The organism is Providencia stuartii, from assembly GCF_029277985.1.
GTDB lineage: Bacteria > Pseudomonadota > Gammaproteobacteria > Enterobacterales > Enterobacteriaceae > Providencia > Providencia zhejiangensis.
Genome location: NZ_CP119546.1, coordinates 1,410,134 through 1,431,269 on the forward strand (window position 1 = coordinate 1,410,134; position 21,136 = coordinate 1,431,269).

Genomic DNA, 21,136 nt, shown 5'->3' on the forward strand with positions numbered 1-21,136 from the left:
AAGGGGTAATTAATGGATAAGCAGAAGAAGTTAGATGTTATCTGCATGGGGCGTATCGCCGTTGACCTTTACGGACAGCAAATCGGTGCGCGCTTAGAGGATATGAGTAGCTTTGCTAAGTATCTCGGAGGATCTTCTGGGAACGTTGCGTATGGTACGGCAATACAAGGTTTGAAATCATCGATGCTAGCCCGTGTTGGGGATGAGCACATGGGACGCTTCATTCGCGAAGAGTTACAACGTGTAGGCTGTGATACCAGCCACCTGATCACCGATAAAGATAGGCTAACAGGATTAGTGATCTTAGGGATTAAAGATGAAGATACTTTCCCTCTGATTTTTTACCGCGAAAACTGTGCCGACATGGCGATTACGCCAGATGACTTTAGTGAAGAGTATATTGCTTCAGCACGTTGCCTTGCTATCACAGGGACTCACTTATCCCATCCTAAAACCCGTGCAGCGGTCCTTAAAGCATTAGACTATGCAAAACGCAATGGCGTGAAAACCGCAATCGATATTGATTATCGCCCTGTACTTTGGGGATTGACTTCACTGGGTGACGGAGAGACACGTTTTATTGAGTCAGACAAAGTGACCGAGCAGCTGCAAGAAGTATTGTCGCTATTTGACTTGATTGTTGGCACCGAGGAAGAGTTTCACATTGCAGGCGGCTCGACCGATACCATCCAAGCATTAAAAAATATCCGAAAACTAACCAAGGCGGAATTAGTCTGTAAGCGTGGCGCATTGGGATGCTCAGTATTTACCGATGTGATCCCAGAAACCTTGGATGAAGGAATTACTGTAAAAGGTGTACGCGTTGAAGTCCTGAATGTATTAGGGGCTGGTGATGCCTTTATGTCGGGGTTATTGCGTGGTTATCTCAATGGTGAAGGTTGGGAAAAAGCCTGTACTTATGCGAATGCTTGTGGGGCGTTAGTCGTTTCTCGCCATGGTTGTGCACCAGCGATGCCAAGCAAAATTGAATTAGATAACTATCTTGAACGAGCCGCTGCTGTACCTCGACCAGACTTGGATCCGATGCTTAATCATTTACATCGTGTGACAACGCGAGCCACATACTGGGAAGAATTGTGCGTAATGGCTTTTGATCATCGCATTCAATTTGTCGATATGGCGCGTGCTGCTGGTGCTGATATTTCATGTATTCCATACCTGAAAAAATTGATTTTCCGTGCAAGCTGTGAAGTGGCGGAAGAGGCTAACTTGCAAGGCAAAGCAGGACTACTGTGTGACAGTACTTTTGGCCAAGATGTGCTGAATGATGTGACTGGTCGCGGTTGGTGGATAGGGCGTCCTATTGAACTACCCGCGTCAAGACCACTATGTTTAGAGCACGGTAATATTGGCTCACAGCTAGTTAGTTGGCCAAAAGAGCATATCGTGAAATGTTTAGTTTTCTTCCACCCAGAAGATAATCATCCATTACGCCTTGAGCAGGAAAAAACCGTTCAAGAGGTCTATAGCGCTTGCTGTCAATCAGGTCATGAATTACTACTTGAAGTCATTCTACCAGCCGATATGGAACGTAATGACGAACTTTATCTTAGAGCAATCAAACGCTTCTATAACTTAGGTATTAAACCTGACTGGTGGAAATTACCGCCATTGAAAGCTGAAAATTGGGATGAAGTGGATGCATTGATCCAAGAACGTGATCCGTATTGCCGTGGTGTTGTGCTATTGGGGCTAGATGCACCACAAGCTGAATTAGAAGCCGGCTTCAATGCTGCTGCGGGCAAATCGGTTGTAAAAGGGTTCGCAGTGGGTCGCACATTATTTGCTAAACCTTCTCTCGCATGGATGAAAGGTGAAATGGACGATGATGCGCTAGTACAGACGATTAAATCAAATTACCACAACCTGATCGCCCTATGGCGTCAGCGTAAATAATTTTACTTTTACCTATACACAGGAGCTTCATCATGGCAATCCAACTCGGAATTAACCCTTTGACATGGACCAATGATGATTTACCAACATTGGGCGCAGAAACGCCACTGGAAACATGTTTAACTGAAGGCCGTCAGGCAGGGTTTGCAGGTTTTGAATTGGGTAATAAATTTCCGCGTAAGGCTGAAATTCTGGGCCCAATTTTAGAAAAACATGACCTTAAATTGGTTTCAGGCTGGTATTCAGGTGAATTACTGACTCGCAGCGTGGAAGAAGAAATTGAAGCAGTACAAGGGCACTTAGCACTACTCCGTGATTTGGGGGCTAAAGTGATGGTCTTCGCAGAAGTGACTCATTGCATACACGGCGACCAAGACAAACCGGTACATATGCGCCCTTTATTCCCTGCGGACAAGTGGGAAGAATACGGTAAAAAATTGACTGAATTTGCAAAATATACCCTATCACAAGGGGTACAAATTGCTTACCACCATCACATGGGGACAGTGATTGAGTCAGCAGAAGATGTTGATAATCTAATGAAACACACCGGTGATGAAGTGGGATTACTGCTTGATACTGGACACTTAACTTTCGCTGGCGCTGATCCCGTTGAAGTTGCTAAGCGTTGGGCTAAGCGTATCAATCACGTTCACTGCAAAGACGTTCGTCCAGATGTACTTAAAGATGTGAAAAATCGTAAAACCAGTTTCTTGAATGCGGTATTAGCGGGTGTCTTTACTGTACCAGGAGATGGTTGCGTTGATTATCCAGCAGTATTTAAAGTATTGAAAAATAGTCAATATGAAAATGGTTGGTTAGTGGTTGAAGCGGAACAAGACCCAGCTATTGCTCATCCACTAACATATGCAACAATGGGTTATAACAACCTGCATAAATTTGCTAAAGATGCAGGACTGATCTAACGAATCATCATAGTGAAGCTCAATGACTTGAGTTACAGGTTATTGAAGAGTGAAGTTATCCCGATGAATCGATAATTTTCGAGGATTCGGGTAACTGAGCTTCCACAGCTTAAAGTTTGTTTTAGAGGCCGAGGTAAGCGATATGTCAAAATTATTATCAAAGTATCATTCTCCAGATGAAAACAAGCGTACTCAGCATATTACGCCTGAATCCGCTAACTGGGGATATGTGCACTTTGATGTGTATGAACTCAAACAAGGTGAATCTATTTCCTTGCCGGCATCTGAGAATGAAGTTTGTCTAGTGTTGGTTGCGGGTAAAGCAACGGTGAAAACACCAAAGCAGACATTCGAAAATATTGGCGACCGTATGGATCCTTTTGAGCGCAAAAAACCGTATGCGGTTTATGTGACAGCACAAGAGTCGGTTGAAGTAACCGCAGAAACGGCGCTAGAGCTAGCAGTATGCCAAGCTAAAGGGAAAGGAACTTATCCTACACGTTTGATTGGGCCTGATGACATTGGTGCAGAGCAACGTGGCCATGGCAATAACAAACGTTATGTTCATAACATCCTACCTGATAATAAATCTGCTGATAGCTTACTGGTGGTTGAAGTCTTTACCGATGAGGGATGTACAAGTTCGTATCCAAGTCATAAACATGATACCGATAATGAGCCAGCAGAAACGTATCTAGAAGAAACCTATTACCATCGTTTGAATCCGCCACAAGGGTTCTGTATGCAGCGAGTTTACACTGATGATCGTGAGTTAGATGAGTGTATGGCTGTTTACAACAAAGATGTCGTCATGGTGCCGAAAGGATATCACCCAATGGCCACAATGGCAGGTTACGACAACTATTATCTTAACGTTATGGCTGGTCCGACACGTAAATGGTTATTTACATGGGAAAAAGACCATAGCTGGGTTAATAGTGAAGAGTATGCTGCTAAACATCGTGATAAAAAGTCGTCGTGAAAACTCAGAGAGTTTAGCTTGTTTTGTTAATAGCCTCTCACAGGCACGGTATACCGTATATGTGGTCTACGAATTAGCGCGCTTTGATCGGTTATTTAGAGACAATGTGAATTTTTAGAGTATGTACCAAAACCAAAATCTGTTATCTACTATTTGCCGGTAATTTATTACCGGCTTTTTTATTTATTACCATATTAATAAATGATTTTTTCTTATTGAATCAGTTATAAAGCATGTCAATGGTTGAATCTGAACTGTAATGTCAATCACATTATTAATATATTAATCTGTTCGAATGTTTCCGTTGTGTTAATTTTGTGTAAACAAAAACACAATGAGTGAGGTGTGAATGAAGCGCAAAACAGGTTTTTTCTTTGATGAGCATTGTTTTTGGCATAGTACTGGTTTGCATGCAACCACATTGCCTGTTGGTGGTTGGGTTCAGCCTCCGTCAGGCGCTTCTCATGCTGAATCACCAGAAACCAAAAGGCGTCTAAAAAGCTTGATGGATGTCTCAGGGCTAAGCCGCTCTCTTATTTTGTCTTCTGCGGAGCCAGCGAGCGAAGAGACCCTACTCAAAATCCATCCTCAAGAATATTTAACGCGTTTCAAACAGGTGAGTGATAACGGCGGTGGCTTATTGGGTAAAGAGGCTCCATTAGGTCCAGGAAGCTATGAAATCGCTAAACTGTCAGTGGGGTTAGCCTGTGCAGCCGTTGAAGCTGTACTGAAAGGTGAGTTGGATAATGCTTATAGCCTTTCTCGTCCACCGGGGCATCATTGTCTACCTGATGAATCAATGGGCTTCTGTTTTCTTGCCAATATTCCCTTGGCAATTGAATATGCAAAAGAGCGTTTTAACATAGAACGCGTTGCTGTGATTGATTGGGATGTTCACCATGGTAATGGGACCCAGCATATTTTTTGGGATCGCGCCGATGTATTAGCGATTTCGCTACATCAAGATGGATGTTTCCCTCCGGGGTATAGCGGTGAAGATGATATTGGGGTCGGTGAAGGCGAAGGATTCAATTTGAATATCCCATTGTTAGCGGGGGCAGGCCACAATAGCTATATTTATGCAATGAAGCAGATCGTTATACCTGCTTTAGAACGCTTTAAGCCTGAACTGATCATTGTTGCCAGTGGTTATGATGCCAATGCAATGGACCCGTTAGCAAGAATGCAACTTCATAGTGAAAGCTTTCGAGAAATGACACAGCTTGTGATGGATGCCGCGGATAGGCTGTGTGATGGAAAATTGGTTATTGTTCATGAAGGCGGTTATTCAGAAGCTTACGTACCATTTTGTGGCTTAGCTGTCATAGAAGAGATGAGTGGCGTCCGTACTGAGGTGATTGACCCGCTATTAGATTTTATTGGTCTTCAGCAGCCAAGGGATGAATTTGAACGCTTTCAACAGCAACAATTAGATAAACTAAAAGAAAAATTTGGTTTGTAATCTTATTCGATAGGGGCTGTTTGCTAATGTGATGCAAAGCCCCTATTTATTAATAAGCGACGGTAAATTGTTTATGAATAAACTGTGGCTTTTCTGCTTCATCAAGAATAGCCACAGCCAGATCTTCAACGGAAATTTTGGCTGGAACATGACCATTCATGAGCAACTGGTTACCTGCAAGCCTAAATGTTTGAGTACGCTCTCCTGATTCTAATATGGCCGCGGGAGACACAAAGGTCCAATCCAGTTCCTGCGTATTCTGTAGTACCTGCTTAAATTCTCTTACAGCCTGCGCACCAGGTTTAATTTCCTCAGGAAAATCGGGAGAATCAATCAATTCTATACCGGGGGCTATCTCTAAACTGCCGGCACCGCCAACAACAATTAATCGCTTGACACCGGATAGCTTGACCGCTTGTAAAATAGCTTGATTACCTATCACGGTATCTTGGTATAGATTAGGATTTTGCCAGCCACCATTAAAAGCACTGATCACAATATCTTGTCCTTTCAGTCGGGCTGTTAGCCATGAAATATCAGTAATGTCACCTGAAGAGGTTATCAAATGGGCATGTTGTGGAAGTCTATTACTGTGACGTGAAATGGCAGTCACTTGGTGTTGGCGTAGCAGTGCTTCTTCAACCAATGGCTTACCAACAAAACCTGTTGCTCCAATAATTGATATTTTCATCTTTTGCCCCGCAATTGATTGACAATATGAGTTATAGTCATTTTATAACCATAATTGATACAGATTTTCTACGTAGCTTTCTTTGAGTATATCTCATTCTGTATGACTATAGTGGTATTCCCTTATCAATTTACTGAACATTACGAGCCGCTTTGCATCTCATTGCGTTGCAATCGGACCGCCTTGCAACGCATTATTTGGCATCTCGAAATAGTTTTAAGACGATACTCGTGATAATGGCGATGGCACCACCTAGCGCGGTTTCTAATACTCTATCAAAGAGCAGCACGTATGCAGGATGCCGCCAATAGATGACTTGTTCGAGAACCGAAAGAATTAAACTGGTTACAATAAAAGTCATAAAAGTATAGCCGTGATGGAAGCTCATCGGCATTAGAAATGCAAAAACAACGATGGAAATTAGGCCGATATAGGGCATTAGCGGTGTATTGAATAAAAAATAAAGTAAAATAACTGAAAGTAAACTTCCCGCTACACGCTGAAGTGTTATATGAATAATACTTTGTGATTTTGGATGTAAAACAAATACAAAGGTGAGTAACGTCCAATAGAAATGGCCCAGATCTAACATTCGTGGTATGGCTAACGAAAGCAATAAACCTATCGCGTAAGTCATTGATCTAGGAATGATATACTTACGTAGTGTGAATAGGTTTTGTTCAACAAGGCTGCCCGTTAGGATAGTGTGACGATGCATCTTTTGGCTTAAGAGATAACAAGTCATTAGAGTGACGCTACTACCGATTAAAAAACCAAGCGCAAGGCTTTTTGAAATATCAGGTAAAATAGTGCCGATGGTTGACATGATAATCATAAATTTCATGGTCAAATCCATCACAGGATCCGTGCCATACAACTGGTAATAAATAAATGAAAAAATGGCGAGATAAATATAAAAACCTGTGCCTAACCGTAATGTATCCCCGATAAAAATCGCAGCCATGATCATGGCAAGCCAAAAAGCGGTATAGAAATAGTTCTTGTACTCTTTCGCGGCATTAAAAAGGTTAAATGCATATAAGGTTGAGAAAGCGGCCCACATAGAAGCTTGCACATCCATAATAGCAAAAGCGACTGCTGCACTTAATAGCATACAGCCACTAAACATGAGACCGTCATGAATCGCTGGTATTTTTCTCATAAAAAGATGCTCACAATTTGCAGTGTAAGTTATTATTTATTAAGGTAATTTATACTAACACAGATCTTAGTTAAACGCTGTCTATCAATCAATCCATTTGAATTCACAGACAAAAGGCAAACTTCAGCCAAAATAAAGCTAACGGTATTTTTTGCATGCTAAAAAATGCATAATAACGGCAGAGCATGTCGTTATTATGAAAATAAGGAATAAGTGATGCAAGTGAATCCCCATGATTTTGTCTGGATCAGTAGCCTTGATGATTTGCCGAAGGAATCACTGCCTGAATGGGTTATTTCTCAATGGAATAAGCAACTACCATTGGTTGTGCGTAGAGAGGCAACGGCTCAAGAAAAACTTTCAGTGGGAATTCGAGGAATAAAGCCGGGTCAGCGCTTTATCACGCAAATTGATAAGTCAGCTATTACTCACATTATGAATGTAGAATCATTAGTTGCGAATTCCCGTGAATTGCAACGTTCTATGTTTATCGCATTACCGCCTGTACAAGTACTGTTATTACTTTCACAGCATAATTGGCCGTGGGCGTGGGCTGTGACCGGAAGCTGTGCTTATACATTAGTGACTGACATTCAAAGCATGCTTGCCGATTGTGATCTTGACGTATTAATCCGTTGTCCTACACGCCATAAAAAAGAAGATTTTGCTGAGTTCGCGATTAAAGCGAATACACCTTTATGTCGGATTGATATTCATATTGAAACGCCAAAAGGTGGCTTCTCATTAGCGGAATGGTTTAAAAATGAACAGGTGACACTCCATACACCGCGAGGAGCAGTCATAACGGCGGACCCATGGGATGATAATTTGTAATTGATGGCATAACAGACTGATTATGCTTGTTATTTGTTCGTGTTGCGCAAAAATTAATTTTGATGTTCGTACAGATGATTTTTTTCTAATCGATAGAAAGTCGTGAGTTGGGCTGTTTTCAGCCCAAACGCACGTATCATAGATGTTCTACAAAAGGTTCAGCTAATCCCGCTTGAAGCCACTCTTGCATCGCCGATAATGCGACCATACGGTCAACCCATTGCTGAGCAGCATTGCTGATCGGTAATTGATAACTGCGAATTCTAAACGCAACGGGGGCATAAAAGGCATCTACGGCAGTAAATTGATCTCCGGCTAGCCACGGCCCACCAAAGGTTGTGAGGCCTTCTTGCCATAATTGTTGGAGACGCTTTAGATCTGTTTGTAGTTCTCGGGAAATTTTTTCTAATGGGGCATGATGAGAGAGATTCATTGCGCATTCTTTACGAAGGGTGGTAAATCCAGAATGCATTTCCGCACTCGCACTGCGCGCCCATGCCCGCGCGTGTTTATCTTTAGGCCATACTTGTGGATACGCTTCATACACATATTCGCAAATCGCTAGGGAATCCCAAACTGTTTGTTTTCCATCAATAAGGCAGGGGACGAGGCCTGAGGGAGAGAATGCTTTAAATTTGTCATAGCTATTGTGACCGCTTCCAATGTCAAAATAGCAAAGGTTTTCTTCGAAAGGGATACCTAAAGTTTTGAGTAATACCCAGGGTCGGAGTGACCACGAAGAATAATTTTTATTAGCAATCCAAAGTTTATACATAATATACCTACCGGATGATCAGCGAAGAGTCATAGAAATTAAGAAGGCTCCTAAAATTAGCATGTTAAAAAATTTAAAGAAAGATAAATACAGTAGTCTTATATATTAAAAGTATATGCTATGAATTAAAATTATAATAAAAAAGTCACCTTAGATACGAGTAATTAAATAAATGGTTTCTATTATTTACATAAACTGAAGTTAATTTTATTTACATTAATTATTTAGGCTAGACAAAAAATGTTTTTTTAGAAAACAATGATTATGTTGATAGTATTTGAATATCTTCAACAAAATATTTGTTTAAGTTAGGGATAGGAATAATTTTTAAATCCCCTTATGATTACAGTAGGTTATTAAAAAGTGATCGCCTTTTAATTTGTAGGGTTATTAATTATGCAATGGAAAAATAGTACCACTCGCTATGGGCATTTATCGCTGCTCATACATTGGTTAGTTGCAATTGTTGTATATGGAATGTTTGCATTGGGTTTATGGATGGTGACTCTCGGTTATTATGATAGCTGGTATCATCAAGCACCTGAAATTCATAAAAGTATAGGTATTTTATTATTTATTGTTATGGCATTTCGTGTGGTTTGGCGTTTTATTTCTCCCCCACCTAAACCTCTTGAGAGTTATAGCCGTTTAACCAAAATAAGTTCTGCAACTGCTCAAATTTTGATTTATATCATCTTGTTTAGCATTTTGATAAGTGGATATTTAATTTCTACTGCGGATGGTCAACCAATAAGTGTGTTTGGTTGGTTTGATGTGCCGGCTTTATTTACTGGGGCGGCAACACAAGCCGATACCGCGGGTGAAATTCATCTATATTTAGCTTGGGCAGTTGTTTTGTTATCAGTTTTACATGCTTTTGCGGCATTTAAGCATCACTTTTTTGACCGTGATATTACTTTAAAAAGAATGTTGGGTTTTAATCCCGATAAATAAACGTGGAGATAATTATGTTGAAGAAAACGGTTCTTGGTCTGGCAACAGGTGCATTATTTTTAACAGCGGGTTCTGCATTAGCGGAAACCTATAAATTTGATAAGCAAGGTCAGCACGCATTTATCGAATTCCGTATCCAACATTTAGGCTATAGCTGGGTATATGGTAGCTTTAAGGATTTTGATGGTAGTTTTACTTATGATGCGAAAGACCCATCAAAAGATAAAGTCGAAGTAACAATTAAAACAGGCAGTATCGATACCAACCATGCAGAACGTGATAAACACTTACGTAGTGGTGATTTCTTGAATGCCTCTAAATACCCAGAAGCAAAATTTGTTTCTACTGAAGTGAAGAAAGAAGGTGATGTTTACAAGATCACAGGCGACTTCACATTAAATGGTGTTACGAAGCCCATTACATTAGATGCAAAATTGATGGGTGAAGGTAAAGACCCATGGGGTGGATATCGTGCAGGTTTTGAAGCACAAGGTAATATTAAGCTGAAAGACTTTAACATTAAATCTGATTTAGGACCTAAGTCCCAAGAAGCTGAACTACTGATTTCAGTAGAGGGCGTACAAGACAAGTAATTAATTTTTCAGCTAAAAAGCGCTCAGTGTCCTTTTGTCACTGGGCGCTTTTTTTTAGCTAGGTAATTTCCTTTTTTCCTATAGCTAATTCACTTTATAAAGGGGTAGAATGTATTAATAATTAATTGACTTAAAAAATAATATTTTAGATAAGTCAATTAAGGTTATTTATTTATAGGCACTGTTATAAAGGTAGGGGCCCTTGAAGACAAATAGTTCACGCAAAACAGCATTGATTGTTGTTATTATTTTTATTGCATTTGCGCTCGGTTTTTATTGGTTAGGTAAAGATAATAATACATTATCGACGCAAACGGATGCTGAAGCTCAGACAACTTCTTTAGAGGCACCATTAAGCGCTGTTCAAGTAGAGGCATTAGCTAAGCTTGAAAAACAAATGCCTGTCATTGGCACAATTAAAAAATTAAGCCCAGAAGCGTATTCAAGTTTTGAACAAATTGTTCGTGATTATGAGCCATCGAATGAATTACTGACTCGCCATATATTTGACCAGATCGTTGGCAGTGTCATGCAGTTAGTTATTGAGCGTATACCTTATGCTTCAGATAAATCAGTTATCAACTTTACGAGTAAAGTAAATGATTATTTGAATGTGTTGTTAGAAACTGACCCTTCAGGGAAAACATGTTTCTACTCTCTATTTCCATATTTACGGGATTCGGCAGCGATAATTCCCCCAGCAAAAAGTCACGCGGTATTGTTTAAACAGTTGGAAGCAACTAATGATTTATTACTTTCAACTGAATCAGGCATCAAACAGCCAATGGTCTCACGTGAAGAACAAGCTGCAATTTTGGACGGCATTCAGAAAAAGCTTGTTGCAAAATATGGCGATCAAACATTATTGCTTGAAAATTTAGATAAAGCGAAACAGCAGCCAGCAGTGACTTGTCGTATAACGATGAGTTTTTACGACCAAATTCTCGCTATACCTGACAATCAGAAAAAAGCTGCTTTTTTACGAGCGCTATTTTCAGCCGCTAATTAGTTGATTATGGATTGCAATATCCCATGAAAAAATGATGGGATATTGCGTTTTCAACCAATTTATCTTCTCTAGCATGCTTTTTTCTATCCGAAAATATTTCTCACTCATCATAATTAACTTCCGCGACTAAATAGCATGTAATTGTTATTGTGTGTTTCAAATGATGAATCAACCGTGTGATTACGCGGTAATTCTTCTATACTTTTAACGTCAGAGTGTCATTTTATATTCATTAAGTTTGTGAATATTGTTATTGAGTTCAGTTGATATATTTTATTTATTTGATCCATCAATTTTTTGGCTATGATATGTTTAAAATCTATCGGCGGTAAGTCTTTGTATCTAGGAGGAAAGATGTCATTTGTTAAGAAAAGCATGGTCGTCTTACTCACTGCGGCTGCGGTTTATGTTCCCTCAGTCGTGACTCAAGCTTGTACTCGAGTGGTTTATTTGGGTGAGGATCAGCAGACCATGACCGCTAGAACGATGGATTGGAAATATGATATTGGAACCAATTTATGGATCCTCCCACGAGGTATGGATAGGGATGGTATTGCCGGACCTAACTCCCTCAAATGGAAATCAAAGTATGGCAGCGTGATCGCGTCAGGTTATGATATTTCAACGACAGACGGGGTTAATGAAAAAGGTTTAGTGGCTAACTTATTATGGTTAGCTGAATCAAAATATCCGCAAGCAAATGATAAACAACCGGCATTATCGATCTCATTATGGGCTCAATATATGCTAGATAACTATGCTACGGTTGCTGAAGCAGTCGCTGCATTGGAAAAAACGCCATTATTAGTCATGACAGATAATGTACCAGGGCAGGATCGCTTGGCGACATTACATTTATCCTTGTCTGATGCAAGTGGTGATAGCGCGATTATTGAGTACATTGATGGTAAACAAGTTATTCATCATAGCCGTAATTACCAAGTTATGACCAACTCTCCTACCTATGAAAAACAGTTAGCTATGCAGGAATATTGGCAGGGCATTGGTGGTACGGTAATGCTACCCGGCACAAACCGTTCAGCAGATAGGTTTGCACGCGCACAGTTTTATGTGAATGCTATCCCACAACAAACCACGCCTAATAAGGCTGTAGCAAGCGTGTTTGGGGTGATCCGTAATGTGTCAGTTCCATATGGATTAACGACTGAAAACTCCCCTGAAATTTCATCGACACGCTGGAGAACGCTGGTTGACCATAAGCGTCAATTATATTTCTTTGAGTCAGCATTAACCCCAAATATATTCTGGACCGACCTTAAAAAAATTGATTTCTCAGCAGAAACTGGCAAGGTGAAAAAATTAAGTCTTGGCGTTGAGCAGAGCAATATTTTTTCAGGTGATGCGACCAATGAATATGTGGATAGCAAGCCTTTTGAATTTTTAGGGTTATCAGCGAAACAACTCGGCTATTAAATTTATCGCCATCAACCTTCTGGGAGTCCTGAAGGTTGATTTTGATCAAGCTATCTATTATCACCTTATGAAACCTTTGCAGGTAATCGAATAACATTATAAGATGTATTTAATATGCAACTTAAAGGTGATGATATGAGCGAGTTAGTTTGTTATAAAACCATGCCGGTATGGGATAAAGCTTCTCTGCCTCTCATGTTCCAAGAGCGCCACAACACAAAAGAAGAGACTTACGCGCAACTGAAAGTACTAAAAGGTTCTCTTGATTTTGTTATTTTTGCTGATGATGGGAGTGAGCAAAAATTCACATTTGATGTTGATAATCAACCTCCCGTAATTGAACCACAAGTTTGGCATCGAATTTCATCCTGTAGTGATGATATGCAATGCCAACTCTCTTTCTTGTGCCATCCTGACATTAAATTCTATAAAGAACACGGATTAACTATCCCACATTCTGAAGTCAGATTTTTATGTGAAAATAAACTATCTCAACCATGCAAAACATTAGACTTAGGTTCAGGAAGAGGTCGTAATAGTTTTTATCTTGCGCTGCAAGGTTATGATGTCACTGCGGTAGATATTAATCCACAGCATATTCAAGCTATTGATTTTGTGAAAAAACAAGCGGGTATAGAAAACATTAAAACCGCAATTTATGATATCAATAGCCACCAAATCAAAGGTGATTATGACTTAATTGTTTCAACCGTCGTTTTAATGTTTTTACAGCGTGAAAACATAGCCGATATCATTGCCGATATGCAAGCTCACACATTACCTGGCGGTATTAATGTCATTGTCTGTGCAGTAGAAACACCGAACGCACCTTTAGACTTAGTTCCATTTAAATGTTTTCTTAAAGCAGGGGAATTAAGCGGATATTATAAAGATTGGGAAATTCTAAAATATAATGAGGATCCAGGTCATCTTCATAGAACTGATGCACAAGGTCAGCGTATTAAACTCAATTTCGCTACCTTAATCGCGAAAAAGAAATAAGTGCTTATTGGTTAATGATGGCGGGATGTATACCATCCCGCCAATGAGTTAGGCTTGATTTACCGTTTTTGTTTGCTCTTCTGATTTTTCTGCTGCACTTCGTTGTAATGTTCTTTCTAATAAAACAGAATAAAGCGGTCTACCGCCGAGTAGTTGTGCGACCATAGTTGCACCTAAACAAGTAATAATCATCGGTAAAATCAGTTGATAATTACTGGTCATTTCAAGGACAAGAACTAGCCCTGTTAATGGTGCCCTAACGGTTGCTGCAAATAATGCTCCCATACCCGCAATAGCAAAAGTCCCTATTTCAATTTGATAATCAGGAAAAATTTCTAAAACACAGTAACCATAGATCCCACCAAAAAGTGTGCCTAATGCGAGTAAGGGTGAAAAAATGCCTCCTGGGGCTCCAGAACTAAAGCTGATCGTTGATGTTAGAAAGCGTAAAGCAAAAAATAGAATTAAAAGGGAGATTGTAAAGCTTCCCACCATCATCTGATGGATCATTGAAAAGCCTCCACCCACAATTTCAGGCGCGTAAACGCCAATAGCACCACAGCTACCACCAATTAACCCCCCCATTAATACAAAGCGGGATACTTTATTTTGATAGAAGGCGAGAAACTTAGTTTGCAGGTAGAGTAAAAAATTATTAAAACAAATACCCACGACACCAAACAACAGCCCTAAGACTAAATAAAGCCATAGCGTGTTTAGCGGGGCAGATGAAAATTGTCCGATGTTTAGAATCGCTGCTTGGCCACTGATTAACTGGTAGACAATCGTAGACGTGATTGAGCCAATAAAGACAGCTTTGATGGAGATCAGGCTGTATTTAAATTGTGGGCGCATTTCTTCAATGACAAATAAAATACCAGCAAGCGGTGCATTAAAGGCTGTTGATAAACCAGCTGCTGCGCCTGCGGCTAATAGGGTGTGACGTGACTCATTATTTTTAACGCGAAAAATATCATAAAACATTTGGCTTATATTAGCCCCCAGTTGTACGGTAGGGCCTTCACGGCCCAGTACCATTCCGGAACCTAAAGCCCCTAGTCCACCAAAAAATTTAACGGGGATCACTCTCCACCAACGGACTGGGCGTAAATCTTGCAAAGCCCCTTCGATTTCTGGGATACCTGAGCCTCCAGACTCCGGAGATATTTTTTTCACTAAATAGTATCCCACCATCGCTAATATGGCAGATACAGCAAACATGGCTGGAATTATTAGCCATTTATCAGTGACCAGTTCACCAACAGTGCTACTTCTGTAGTTGCTTACCCAAGTTGTACCTAATTCAAACAAAGAACCAATAAGGCCCACAAATGCGCCAATGACTGCGGCTAAAAGTAAAATCGTCACTGGTGTCTTATTAGACTCTTTCAATCGTCTGAGTATTCCAAAACGATATTTCATTGCAGATTGGCTAATGGGACTTTGTTCGGACATCTTTTTATGACTCTCTATATTGGTAATGAGTAACAAATAGTGATTATTTTAGCACAACAGTAAGTTCGCTAAACCATACCATAAATTTATTGTTAGGTATTTTATTTAAAAGATAACGTAAACCAAACGAAATTTTTCTAATTTAAACTATTGGATAATGATGAGTTATGAATGATTAAGGAAAAGATTATGAAGATTAATAGCTAATTATTTATAGAGGGTGCTTTAAGCTATTTAAGCGTAATAATAATAAGTAATGCTCTAATTTTTATTGAGATTGTGACTTAAATAATCAGTAAGCTAATATTTAGCTCCGTTAGTGACGAATAATTAGGTTTAACGATGCTTAAATTTTTAGATATTTATCCTTCAATCGATATTGTATCTGGCTATGCAATGGTTTCTCAGACTGCAATTAAAATAACGCAGGGTAAACACTATAATAAAGCACAAGTTGATAACAAGATCCTTGGAACCCCAGTTGAAGTCGTTAATCGCTGGCAAAATGCTGGCGCCAAATACGTTCATATGGTTGATTTGGATGCGGCTGCTGGTAAAGGTGACAATTATCAATCCATTAAGGAAGCCGTTGTTAAAGCGAATGCGCAAGTGCAAATTTGTGGGGGGATACGTGACGATGAAACATTATCTCGAGCACTTAATTTAGGTTGCCAAAGAGTGAATATCGGTACGGCAGCGCTGGAAAATGTAGCTTGGTGCGAAAAGGTGCTTATGGAATATGGCGACAAGATCGCAATAGCATTGGATGTTAAACAAATAGAAGGACAATATTATCTTACAAGCCGAGGGTGGAATATCATCAATAAAATGCTATGGCCCGTTTTAGAAAGGCTGAACAAAATAGGCTGTCAACGTTATGTTGTAACCGACGTTGACAGAGGTGGGATGCTTTCCTCTCCTAATTTTGATTTATTACAGCAAGTTTGTAATAAAACGGCTTCTCCGATTATCGCTGGTGGTGGTGTGGCTTCACTTGATGATATTAAAAAATTATCGACTATGCGTAGGCAAGGTATTGAAGGAGTCATCCTTGGTCAAGCGCTTCATATAGGCTTAATAGATTTACCTAATGCATTATTGGCTACCAAGAGTCACGATATTGAATAGAGAGCTTATTTATGAGTCAGTTATTTTCTGTTAGTGCGGAAAATATTAGCTTATTAGGCAGTTTGATTTCTCCTGTAACTAATGCTCGCTTTTATAAAGCATATCGATATTTACCAAAGTTATTTTATTATGAAAATGGTGTCATTAATAGCCGAGGAGAAGTTTATTATCAAAAATTGAATTGTAATCAAATTATTTATCAATTAATGGAATTGAAAAATCAATATTTAATGGTCCCAGATATTGAATCTGAGAAGGTCATAAAGTATGTCATTGCTGACCATATGTTTTCTAAATTGCTAAGAATGTTAGACTTTATTATTGGTAATAATGATGAGGATAGGGATGTTATTAACGGATATATAAAAGCAATTGATTGGTGTGCGACAGTGATTATAAATTTCATCATGGGAACTGATTTACCTAAATATCTAGGTGAAATGGAGAGTCTCAGTATAAATTCAAATTTAGGGTTAAAGTATCCAAGAGAACAAATAGAGGGAGATAATCATTTTATTTCATTAACATCTGCATTATGGTTAACTGAACAATATGATTATATCGTTGGTATTGCATTAGGGGGAGTAGGGTGCTCTGCGCTCATATCTTGCTATTTAAAAAAGCCTTTAGGAATAATTAAGCTATCTCATTATGATGAGGTTAATATAAACAAGAAAATACCCTTTTATCGTAGTTGGGAAGGGGCAGGTAAGATACTCTTAGTGGATGATAATTGTGGAAGTGGGCGAACCCTGAGTCATGCTAAAAAATATCTCAAACAAGTCACGATGAATGATATTTCAACTTTCGCAACAGAGTTACATTGGGAAAAATTTTTTAGAAAAAAAGTCTATCAGCATCCAGAGAATATCTTTAATCCTAAAACGCTAACTGAGCTTTCGCCTTGGTGTTTTCGACATTTTGAATTAATAAATTTGTTAAGGAAAAAAGAAAAATATCATACGGAAACGGCACGTATCACAACAGCCGACTGGATAGATTATTCGCTGACGATTATTTCGCTATTAGAAAAAATACTTCCAGAAGAAAAATATTTATTAAACCTGAAAAGTAAGTTTGAACTTTTCATGATCAATAACCAATAAAGGACAATTATGGGGAAGTCACATGTAATATGGGATTGGAATGGTACGCTTTTAGACGATGTTCATATCTCTCTTCTTGCAGCAAATAAAGTATTTAATCAGTTAGGCTTTAAAGAGTTAAGCTTACATGAATATCGAGAGAACTACTCTGTTCCGGTGAACATTTTTTATCATAATGTGATGGGGAGAGAACCGACTAAATCGGAATGGCAAACAATAGGTGATGTATTTAACCAATATTATAAACCCAATGTTAGAACGGCCTATTTATCTAGAGGGGCTATTGAAGCATTACAATATAGAAATAAAAATAAGTTCACTCAATCAGTTTGTTCTTTAATGGAACAAGACGAACTTAACCAAAGTATTTTTGATACACAGGTATCTTCATATTTTAATTTAGTGGAAGGGCGGACATTACCTTTATTAAAAAAGGGAAAATCCGAACAACTTTCATTGCATATAAAAAAATTAAATATTTTACCATCACGGTGTGTTGTGGTTGGTGATGCCGCAGATGATGCATTATCTGCTTTTGAAGTAGGAGCTAAAGCGATTCTTTATACTGGTGGGACTCATTGCGCTGAGAATTTAGCTAAGACAGGAGCCTATCTTGTTGATTCGCTTTTAGGAGCTGCAATGTTAGCAGAAGATATTGTTTAAATAGATAGGAGGATAAATGTTGTATTCAGTGGTTGGGTTACAGTTTGGGGATGAAGGCAAAGGCAAGTTTGTTGATTATCTTGCGGGAAAAATAAAACATATCGCAAGGTTTAATGGCGGCGCCAATGCTGGTCATTGTGTACAAGTAAAAAATCAACGACAGTCATTTTCACAGCTACCCGCTACCTTATATCAAGGAAATATGTATATTTGCCAAGGGGCATTAATCAGTCTTGAAATTTTAATTAGCGAAATAGAGCGTCTTAAGCAAATTAGACAAGATATCTCCATTTATATTGATTATCGATGTCATATTGTATTACCGATTCATGCTTCATTGAATCAAGCATCCGAAAAATTCAAAGGAAGTCGCAAGATTGGTTCTGTGGGGCTTGGGATCGGTGCATGCTTTGAAGATAAAGCCAATCGGCATGGCATTCGTCTCTATGATGCGCTTGATAAAATAAAACTTCGTGAAAAATTAGCTTTCCTGTGGGATTTAAGGGAAAAACAGATCACATATGTATTTAATGACACATTAACGCTAGAGTTTGAAGATGTTGTAGAACGCTTATATGAACAATGTCAGTATATTAAACCTTACCTTGCTTTTACGGATAAAAAAATACGTCAATTGCTTGGAGATAATAAGGATGTTTTGCTTGAAACATCTCAAGCGACCTTTTTGGATAATGCATTTGGTTCCTATCCTTATACCGTTGCTTATCAAACATTGGTGCAAAGTTGCTTTTCTATTATCGGTATACCTGCTTCACCGATTCATGTTTTAGGAGTAATGAAAGCTTATATGATCAGAGTTGGTAATGGCCCATTCCCAACCGAATTACATGATGATGCGGCAATTAATATTCGTGAACGTGGAAATGAGTATGGTACGGTTTCAGGGAGGCCAAGGCGTTGCGGATGGTTAGATCTGAATTTAATCAAACAGGCTATTGAGCTTAATGGTGTAACAGAATTAGCGATAACAAATGTGGATGTATTAGCAAATGTAGATGAAATTAAAATTGCTATAAATTATATGAAAAAAGATAAGCCTATTACTTGTGAAGCGGCTTTATTAAATTTATCAGAGGTGACACCAATATATTATACATTTCGTGGTTGGCCTCAATTAAAGGGGAACTATCATAGCCGATTAGAATTGCCTGTAGAATTACGTTTATTTTTATCATTTATTGAAGAGCATACAAATAAAAAAATTCGTTACATTTCGTATGGGGCCGATAGAGATAAAACAATTATTTGTCATTAAGTTAAGAAGAAAATTATGATAAATTATGTAACTGGTTTTATGTATTCACCAGATGCAACTCAGGTTGTGCTGATAAAAAAACGTCAACCAGAATGGCAAAAAGGGAAGTTTAATGGTGTAGGCGGAAAAATACATCAAGGAGAAACCCCTGAGGAGGCTATGAGGCGCGAATTTTTGGAAGAAACAGGGGTAATGACAGCCGTATCCGATTGGCGATGTTTTTTAATTCTTACAAATCCTGATAAATATCGTATATATATGTTTTCTACTTATAGTGAACAATTTACTCAGGTTAAGACAGTTGAGAAGGAAGAAGTCAGTGTTCATCACACAGCGTCATTACCAAAAAACAAAATTGCTAATTTAGCTTGGTTAATTCCATTATCTCAGGACCAAAAAATTATTTTGGATACACCATTAACAATAGATTGTCGTTAATAAAAATCCGAAGTCTTGTGAATTCACCCCATAATGATTATCAAAATGGGGGTGAATTATTTAATTTAAAACTGGTAGATGAGACCTAAGCCAAGTACATTATCAGTATTGATCTCATAATCACGAGTAAATTCTTTATCTTTTAATAGATTGATTTTGTAATCAATAACAGCGGTCATATTTTTGTTGAAATCATAAGCAGCACCAACTGCAATATATTTCACCAAATCTTGACTACCGTAGGTGCCGAGATTTTTACCTTTAGATTGGTTGTAACCAAGAGAAGGGGTTAAACCGAAATCGAATGAATACAATGCAACAACTTCTAAGTTCTCTGTTTTATTTGCGATAGATTCAGAATCATCACCACCAAAGCGAGTTGTATTTAGGGTTTGACCATACATTGCAGCTAAATAGAGTTCATCAAGCTCTAATTTACTACCAATATTCCATGCTTCAGCACGTTTACCCGTTGCCCCGACAGAACCATTTTTTTGACTTGGCGTACGTGATGAGTTCGAATAACCCCCACCGATAGATATACCCCAACCTAGTTCATAGGCTGTAGAAAAACCGTAACCATCACCATTATTATCTAATGAGCTGTCGCCAGTTGATTTGTTTTGGTCACCATTTTTACCTTGATATTGCAGAGCAAAACTCAGACCATCAATATAACCAAATGCATTATTATTGCGATAAGTTAATAAATTACGGTTACGACTCATCATATATGTGTCTTCTTGGTCCATAGTGTCTGCTCCCCACAGAGGTAATACATCGGTCCAAGCATTCGTATCATAGATCACACCATAATTGCGGCCATAGTCCACTGAACCAAAGTCGGCAAATTTCAATCCTGCATAGGCCAATCGATTCTGGTTTTCGTTATCCGATTCCGCTTTATGAGTTGTTGTTTCCCATTCGAAACGGCCAAAACCAATGAGTTGGTCAGTAATTTGAGTATCACCTTTAAAGCCTAAACGAACGCGTGAATCATCCCCATCTTCACCACTTTTAGCATCTGCAAAATAGTGTCGAACGTCAATTTGACCATACACATCAAGCTTATTGCCATCTTTATTATAGACTTCAGCGGCATTAGCAACACCAGCAGCGAATAACGCTGGGATCGCTATCGTAATAATATTATTTTTTTTCATGACTAATCCTTTAACCCAATAACTATATAAGTGAAATTTTGCCTATCTAACAAGTTAAGCGAGGGTATTATCAAGTGAATAAATCAAATCTTGCAAGCACTAATTAGACTAAAAATGACACTATATACATTAAGTACACTGCAATAAGGCTAATTTTCCCTATTTT

General features: G+C 38.7%; 20 protein-coding genes. 15 read left to right on the forward strand and 5 right to left on the reverse strand.

Features of this window, described 5'->3' with window-relative positions:
- Positions 1–12 precede the first annotated feature (12 nt).
- The 4 genes from P2E05_RS06035 (at position 13) to P2E05_RS06050 (ending at position 5,287) form a co-directional block, all read left to right on the forward strand.
- The gene (locus tag P2E05_RS06035) at positions 13–1,917 is read left to right on the forward strand and encodes a bifunctional 5-dehydro-2-deoxygluconokinase/5-dehydro-2-deoxyphosphogluconate aldolase (protein ID WP_272657589.1); all 1,905 of its coding nucleotides are present in this window, start codon (positions 13–15) and stop codon (positions 1,915–1,917) included.
- Between the two features lie 32 nt (positions 1,918–1,949).
- Positions 1,950–2,843, forward strand: coding sequence for a myo-inosose-2 dehydratase (gene iolE, locus P2E05_RS06040; protein WP_154622770.1), 894 nt, complete (start codon positions 1,950–1,952; stop codon positions 2,841–2,843).
- Between the two features lie 142 nt (positions 2,844–2,985).
- Entirely contained in the window at positions 2,986–3,825 is an 840-nt protein-coding gene (iolB, locus tag P2E05_RS06045) for a 5-deoxy-glucuronate isomerase (protein WP_154622771.1), read from the forward strand.
- Positions 3,826–4,174: 349 nt separating this feature from the next.
- Complete coding sequence (locus tag P2E05_RS06050; RefSeq protein WP_154623866.1) at positions 4,175–5,287, forward strand: class II histone deacetylase; 1,113 nt, start codon at positions 4,175–4,177, stop codon at positions 5,285–5,287.
- A 49-nt stretch (positions 5,288–5,336) separates the two neighbouring features.
- On the opposite strand, the gene P2E05_RS06055 is transcribed toward P2E05_RS06050, so the two are convergent.
- A complete protein-coding gene (locus tag P2E05_RS06055) occupies positions 5,337–5,978 on the reverse strand; it encodes an NAD(P)-dependent oxidoreductase (RefSeq protein WP_269723778.1) in 642 nt (213 codons plus the stop codon).
- A gap of 193 nt (positions 5,979–6,171) precedes the next feature.
- Positions 6,172–7,140 carry an FUSC family protein gene (locus P2E05_RS06060; RefSeq protein WP_154623864.1) on the reverse strand — a complete coding sequence of 323 codons (969 nt, stop codon included), beginning with the start codon at positions 7,138–7,140 and terminating at the stop codon, positions 6,172–6,174.
- Positions 7,141–7,356: 216 nt separating this feature from the next.
- On the opposite strand from P2E05_RS06060, the gene P2E05_RS06065 reads away from it, so the two are divergent.
- Complete coding sequence (locus P2E05_RS06065; protein ID WP_163860874.1) at positions 7,357–7,974, forward strand: malonate decarboxylase holo-ACP synthase; 618 nt, start codon at positions 7,357–7,359, stop codon at positions 7,972–7,974.
- A 136-nt stretch (positions 7,975–8,110) separates the two neighbouring features.
- Here the strand turns inward: P2E05_RS06065 and P2E05_RS06070 are convergent, their stop codons facing one another.
- On the reverse strand, positions 8,111–8,749 hold the full coding sequence (locus tag P2E05_RS06070) for a glutathione S-transferase family protein (protein ID WP_154635592.1): 639 nt from the start codon (positions 8,747–8,749) through the stop codon (positions 8,111–8,113).
- A 396-nt stretch (positions 8,750–9,145) separates the two neighbouring features.
- On the opposite strand from P2E05_RS06070, the gene P2E05_RS06075 reads away from it, so the two are divergent.
- The 5 genes from P2E05_RS06075 to tehB all read left to right on the forward strand — a co-directional run bounded on the left by P2E05_RS06075 (position 9,146) and on the right by tehB (position 13,741).
- Entirely contained in the window at positions 9,146–9,703 is a 558-nt protein-coding gene (locus P2E05_RS06075) for a cytochrome b (RefSeq protein WP_154622051.1), read from the forward strand.
- A gap of 14 nt (positions 9,704–9,717) precedes the next feature.
- Positions 9,718–10,296 (forward strand): YceI family protein, encoded by a 579-nt coding sequence (locus tag P2E05_RS06080; protein ID WP_154622050.1) that lies wholly within the window; start codon positions 9,718–9,720, stop codon positions 10,294–10,296.
- Between the two features lie 202 nt (positions 10,297–10,498).
- Positions 10,499–11,305 (forward strand): topoisomerase IV, encoded by an 807-nt coding sequence (locus tag P2E05_RS06085; protein ID WP_154624030.1) that lies wholly within the window; start codon positions 10,499–10,501, stop codon positions 11,303–11,305.
- 354 nt (positions 11,306–11,659) lie between these two features.
- Positions 11,660–12,739: a linear amide C-N hydrolase gene (locus tag P2E05_RS06090; RefSeq protein WP_276123054.1), complete on the forward strand. Its 1,080-nt coding sequence runs from the start codon at positions 11,660–11,662 to the stop codon at positions 12,737–12,739.
- 114 nt (positions 12,740–12,853) lie between these two features.
- Positions 12,854–13,741, forward strand: coding sequence for an SAM-dependent methyltransferase TehB (gene tehB, locus P2E05_RS06095; RefSeq protein ID WP_154624032.1), 888 nt, complete (start codon positions 12,854–12,856; stop codon positions 13,739–13,741).
- A gap of 48 nt (positions 13,742–13,789) precedes the next feature.
- Here the strand turns inward: tehB and clcA are convergent, their stop codons facing one another.
- Positions 13,790–15,196 carry a H(+)/Cl(-) exchange transporter ClcA gene (gene clcA / locus P2E05_RS06100; protein WP_272657588.1) on the reverse strand — a complete coding sequence of 469 codons (1,407 nt, stop codon included), beginning with the start codon at positions 15,194–15,196 and terminating at the stop codon, positions 13,790–13,792.
- A 342-nt stretch (positions 15,197–15,538) separates the two neighbouring features.
- Here clcA and P2E05_RS06105 point away from each other — a divergent pair, with 342 nt between their 5' ends.
- Genes P2E05_RS06105 through P2E05_RS06125 form a run of 5 tightly spaced genes read left to right on the forward strand, consistent with a single transcriptional unit; the run spans position 15,539 to position 19,807 of the window.
- Complete coding sequence (locus P2E05_RS06105) at positions 15,539–16,324, forward strand: HisA/HisF-related TIM barrel protein (protein WP_154624034.1); 786 nt, start codon at positions 15,539–15,541, stop codon at positions 16,322–16,324.
- An 11-nt stretch (positions 16,325–16,335) separates the two neighbouring features.
- Positions 16,336–17,430 carry a phosphoribosyltransferase family protein gene (locus P2E05_RS06110; protein WP_272657587.1) on the forward strand — a complete coding sequence of 365 codons (1,095 nt, stop codon included), beginning with the start codon at positions 16,336–16,338 and terminating at the stop codon, positions 17,428–17,430.
- A gap of 9 nt (positions 17,431–17,439) precedes the next feature.
- Positions 17,440–18,093 (forward strand): HAD family hydrolase, encoded by a 654-nt coding sequence (locus tag P2E05_RS06115; RefSeq protein ID WP_154624036.1) that lies wholly within the window; start codon positions 17,440–17,442, stop codon positions 18,091–18,093.
- A gap of 28 nt (positions 18,094–18,121) precedes the next feature.
- The gene (locus P2E05_RS06120; RefSeq protein WP_276123055.1) at positions 18,122–19,369 is read left to right on the forward strand and encodes an adenylosuccinate synthetase; all 1,248 of its coding nucleotides are present in this window, start codon (positions 18,122–18,124) and stop codon (positions 19,367–19,369) included.
- Positions 19,370–19,384: 15 nt separating this feature from the next.
- Positions 19,385–19,807 (forward strand): NUDIX domain-containing protein, encoded by a 423-nt coding sequence (locus tag P2E05_RS06125; protein ID WP_250000220.1) that lies wholly within the window; start codon positions 19,385–19,387, stop codon positions 19,805–19,807.
- Between the two features lie 65 nt (positions 19,808–19,872).
- Here P2E05_RS06125 and P2E05_RS06130 read toward each other — a convergent pair whose 3' ends face one another.
- Positions 19,873–20,970 (reverse strand): porin, encoded by a 1,098-nt coding sequence (locus P2E05_RS06130; protein ID WP_154624038.1) that lies wholly within the window; start codon positions 20,968–20,970, stop codon positions 19,873–19,875.
- Between the last annotated feature and the right edge of the window lie 166 nt (positions 20,971–21,136).

Excerpts from the sequence above, each read along its gene's own strand:
- P2E05_RS06035 (WP_272657589.1), top strand. The coding sequence starts at position 13 with ATGGATAAGCAGAAGAAGTTAGATGTTATCTGCATGGGGCGTATCGCC.
- iolE (WP_154622770.1), top strand. The coding sequence starts at position 1,950 with ATGGCAATCCAACTCGGAATTAACCCTTTGACATGGACCAATGATGAT.
- iolB (WP_154622771.1), top strand. The coding sequence starts at position 2,986 with ATGTCAAAATTATTATCAAAGTATCATTCTCCAGATGAAAACAAGCGT.
- P2E05_RS06050 (WP_154623866.1), top strand. The coding sequence starts at position 4,175 with ATGAAGCGCAAAACAGGTTTTTTCTTTGATGAGCATTGTTTTTGGCAT.
- P2E05_RS06055 (WP_269723778.1), bottom strand. The coding sequence starts at position 5,978 with ATGAAAATATCAATTATTGGAGCAACAGGTTTTGTTGGTAAGCCATTG.
- P2E05_RS06060 (WP_154623864.1), bottom strand. The coding sequence starts at position 7,140 with ATGAGAAAAATACCAGCGATTCATGACGGTCTCATGTTTAGTGGCTGT.
- P2E05_RS06065 (WP_163860874.1), top strand. The coding sequence starts at position 7,357 with ATGCAAGTGAATCCCCATGATTTTGTCTGGATCAGTAGCCTTGATGAT.
- P2E05_RS06070 (WP_154635592.1), bottom strand. The coding sequence starts at position 8,749 with ATGTATAAACTTTGGATTGCTAATAAAAATTATTCTTCGTGGTCACTC.
- P2E05_RS06075 (WP_154622051.1), top strand. The coding sequence starts at position 9,146 with ATGCAATGGAAAAATAGTACCACTCGCTATGGGCATTTATCGCTGCTC.
- P2E05_RS06080 (WP_154622050.1), top strand. The coding sequence starts at position 9,718 with ATGTTGAAGAAAACGGTTCTTGGTCTGGCAACAGGTGCATTATTTTTA.
- P2E05_RS06090 (WP_276123054.1), top strand. The coding sequence starts at position 11,660 with ATGTCATTTGTTAAGAAAAGCATGGTCGTCTTACTCACTGCGGCTGCG.
- tehB (WP_154624032.1), top strand. The coding sequence starts at position 12,854 with ATGCAACTTAAAGGTGATGATATGAGCGAGTTAGTTTGTTATAAAACC.
- clcA (WP_272657588.1), bottom strand. The coding sequence starts at position 15,196 with ATGTCCGAACAAAGTCCCATTAGCCAATCTGCAATGAAATATCGTTTT.
- P2E05_RS06105 (WP_154624034.1), top strand. The coding sequence starts at position 15,539 with ATGCTTAAATTTTTAGATATTTATCCTTCAATCGATATTGTATCTGGC.
- P2E05_RS06110 (WP_272657587.1), top strand. The coding sequence starts at position 16,336 with ATGAGTCAGTTATTTTCTGTTAGTGCGGAAAATATTAGCTTATTAGGC.
- P2E05_RS06115 (WP_154624036.1), top strand. The coding sequence starts at position 17,440 with ATGGGGAAGTCACATGTAATATGGGATTGGAATGGTACGCTTTTAGAC.
- P2E05_RS06125 (WP_250000220.1), top strand. The coding sequence starts at position 19,385 with ATGATAAATTATGTAACTGGTTTTATGTATTCACCAGATGCAACTCAG.
- P2E05_RS06130 (WP_154624038.1), bottom strand. The coding sequence starts at position 20,970 with ATGAAAAAAAATAATATTATTACGATAGCGATCCCAGCGTTATTCGCT.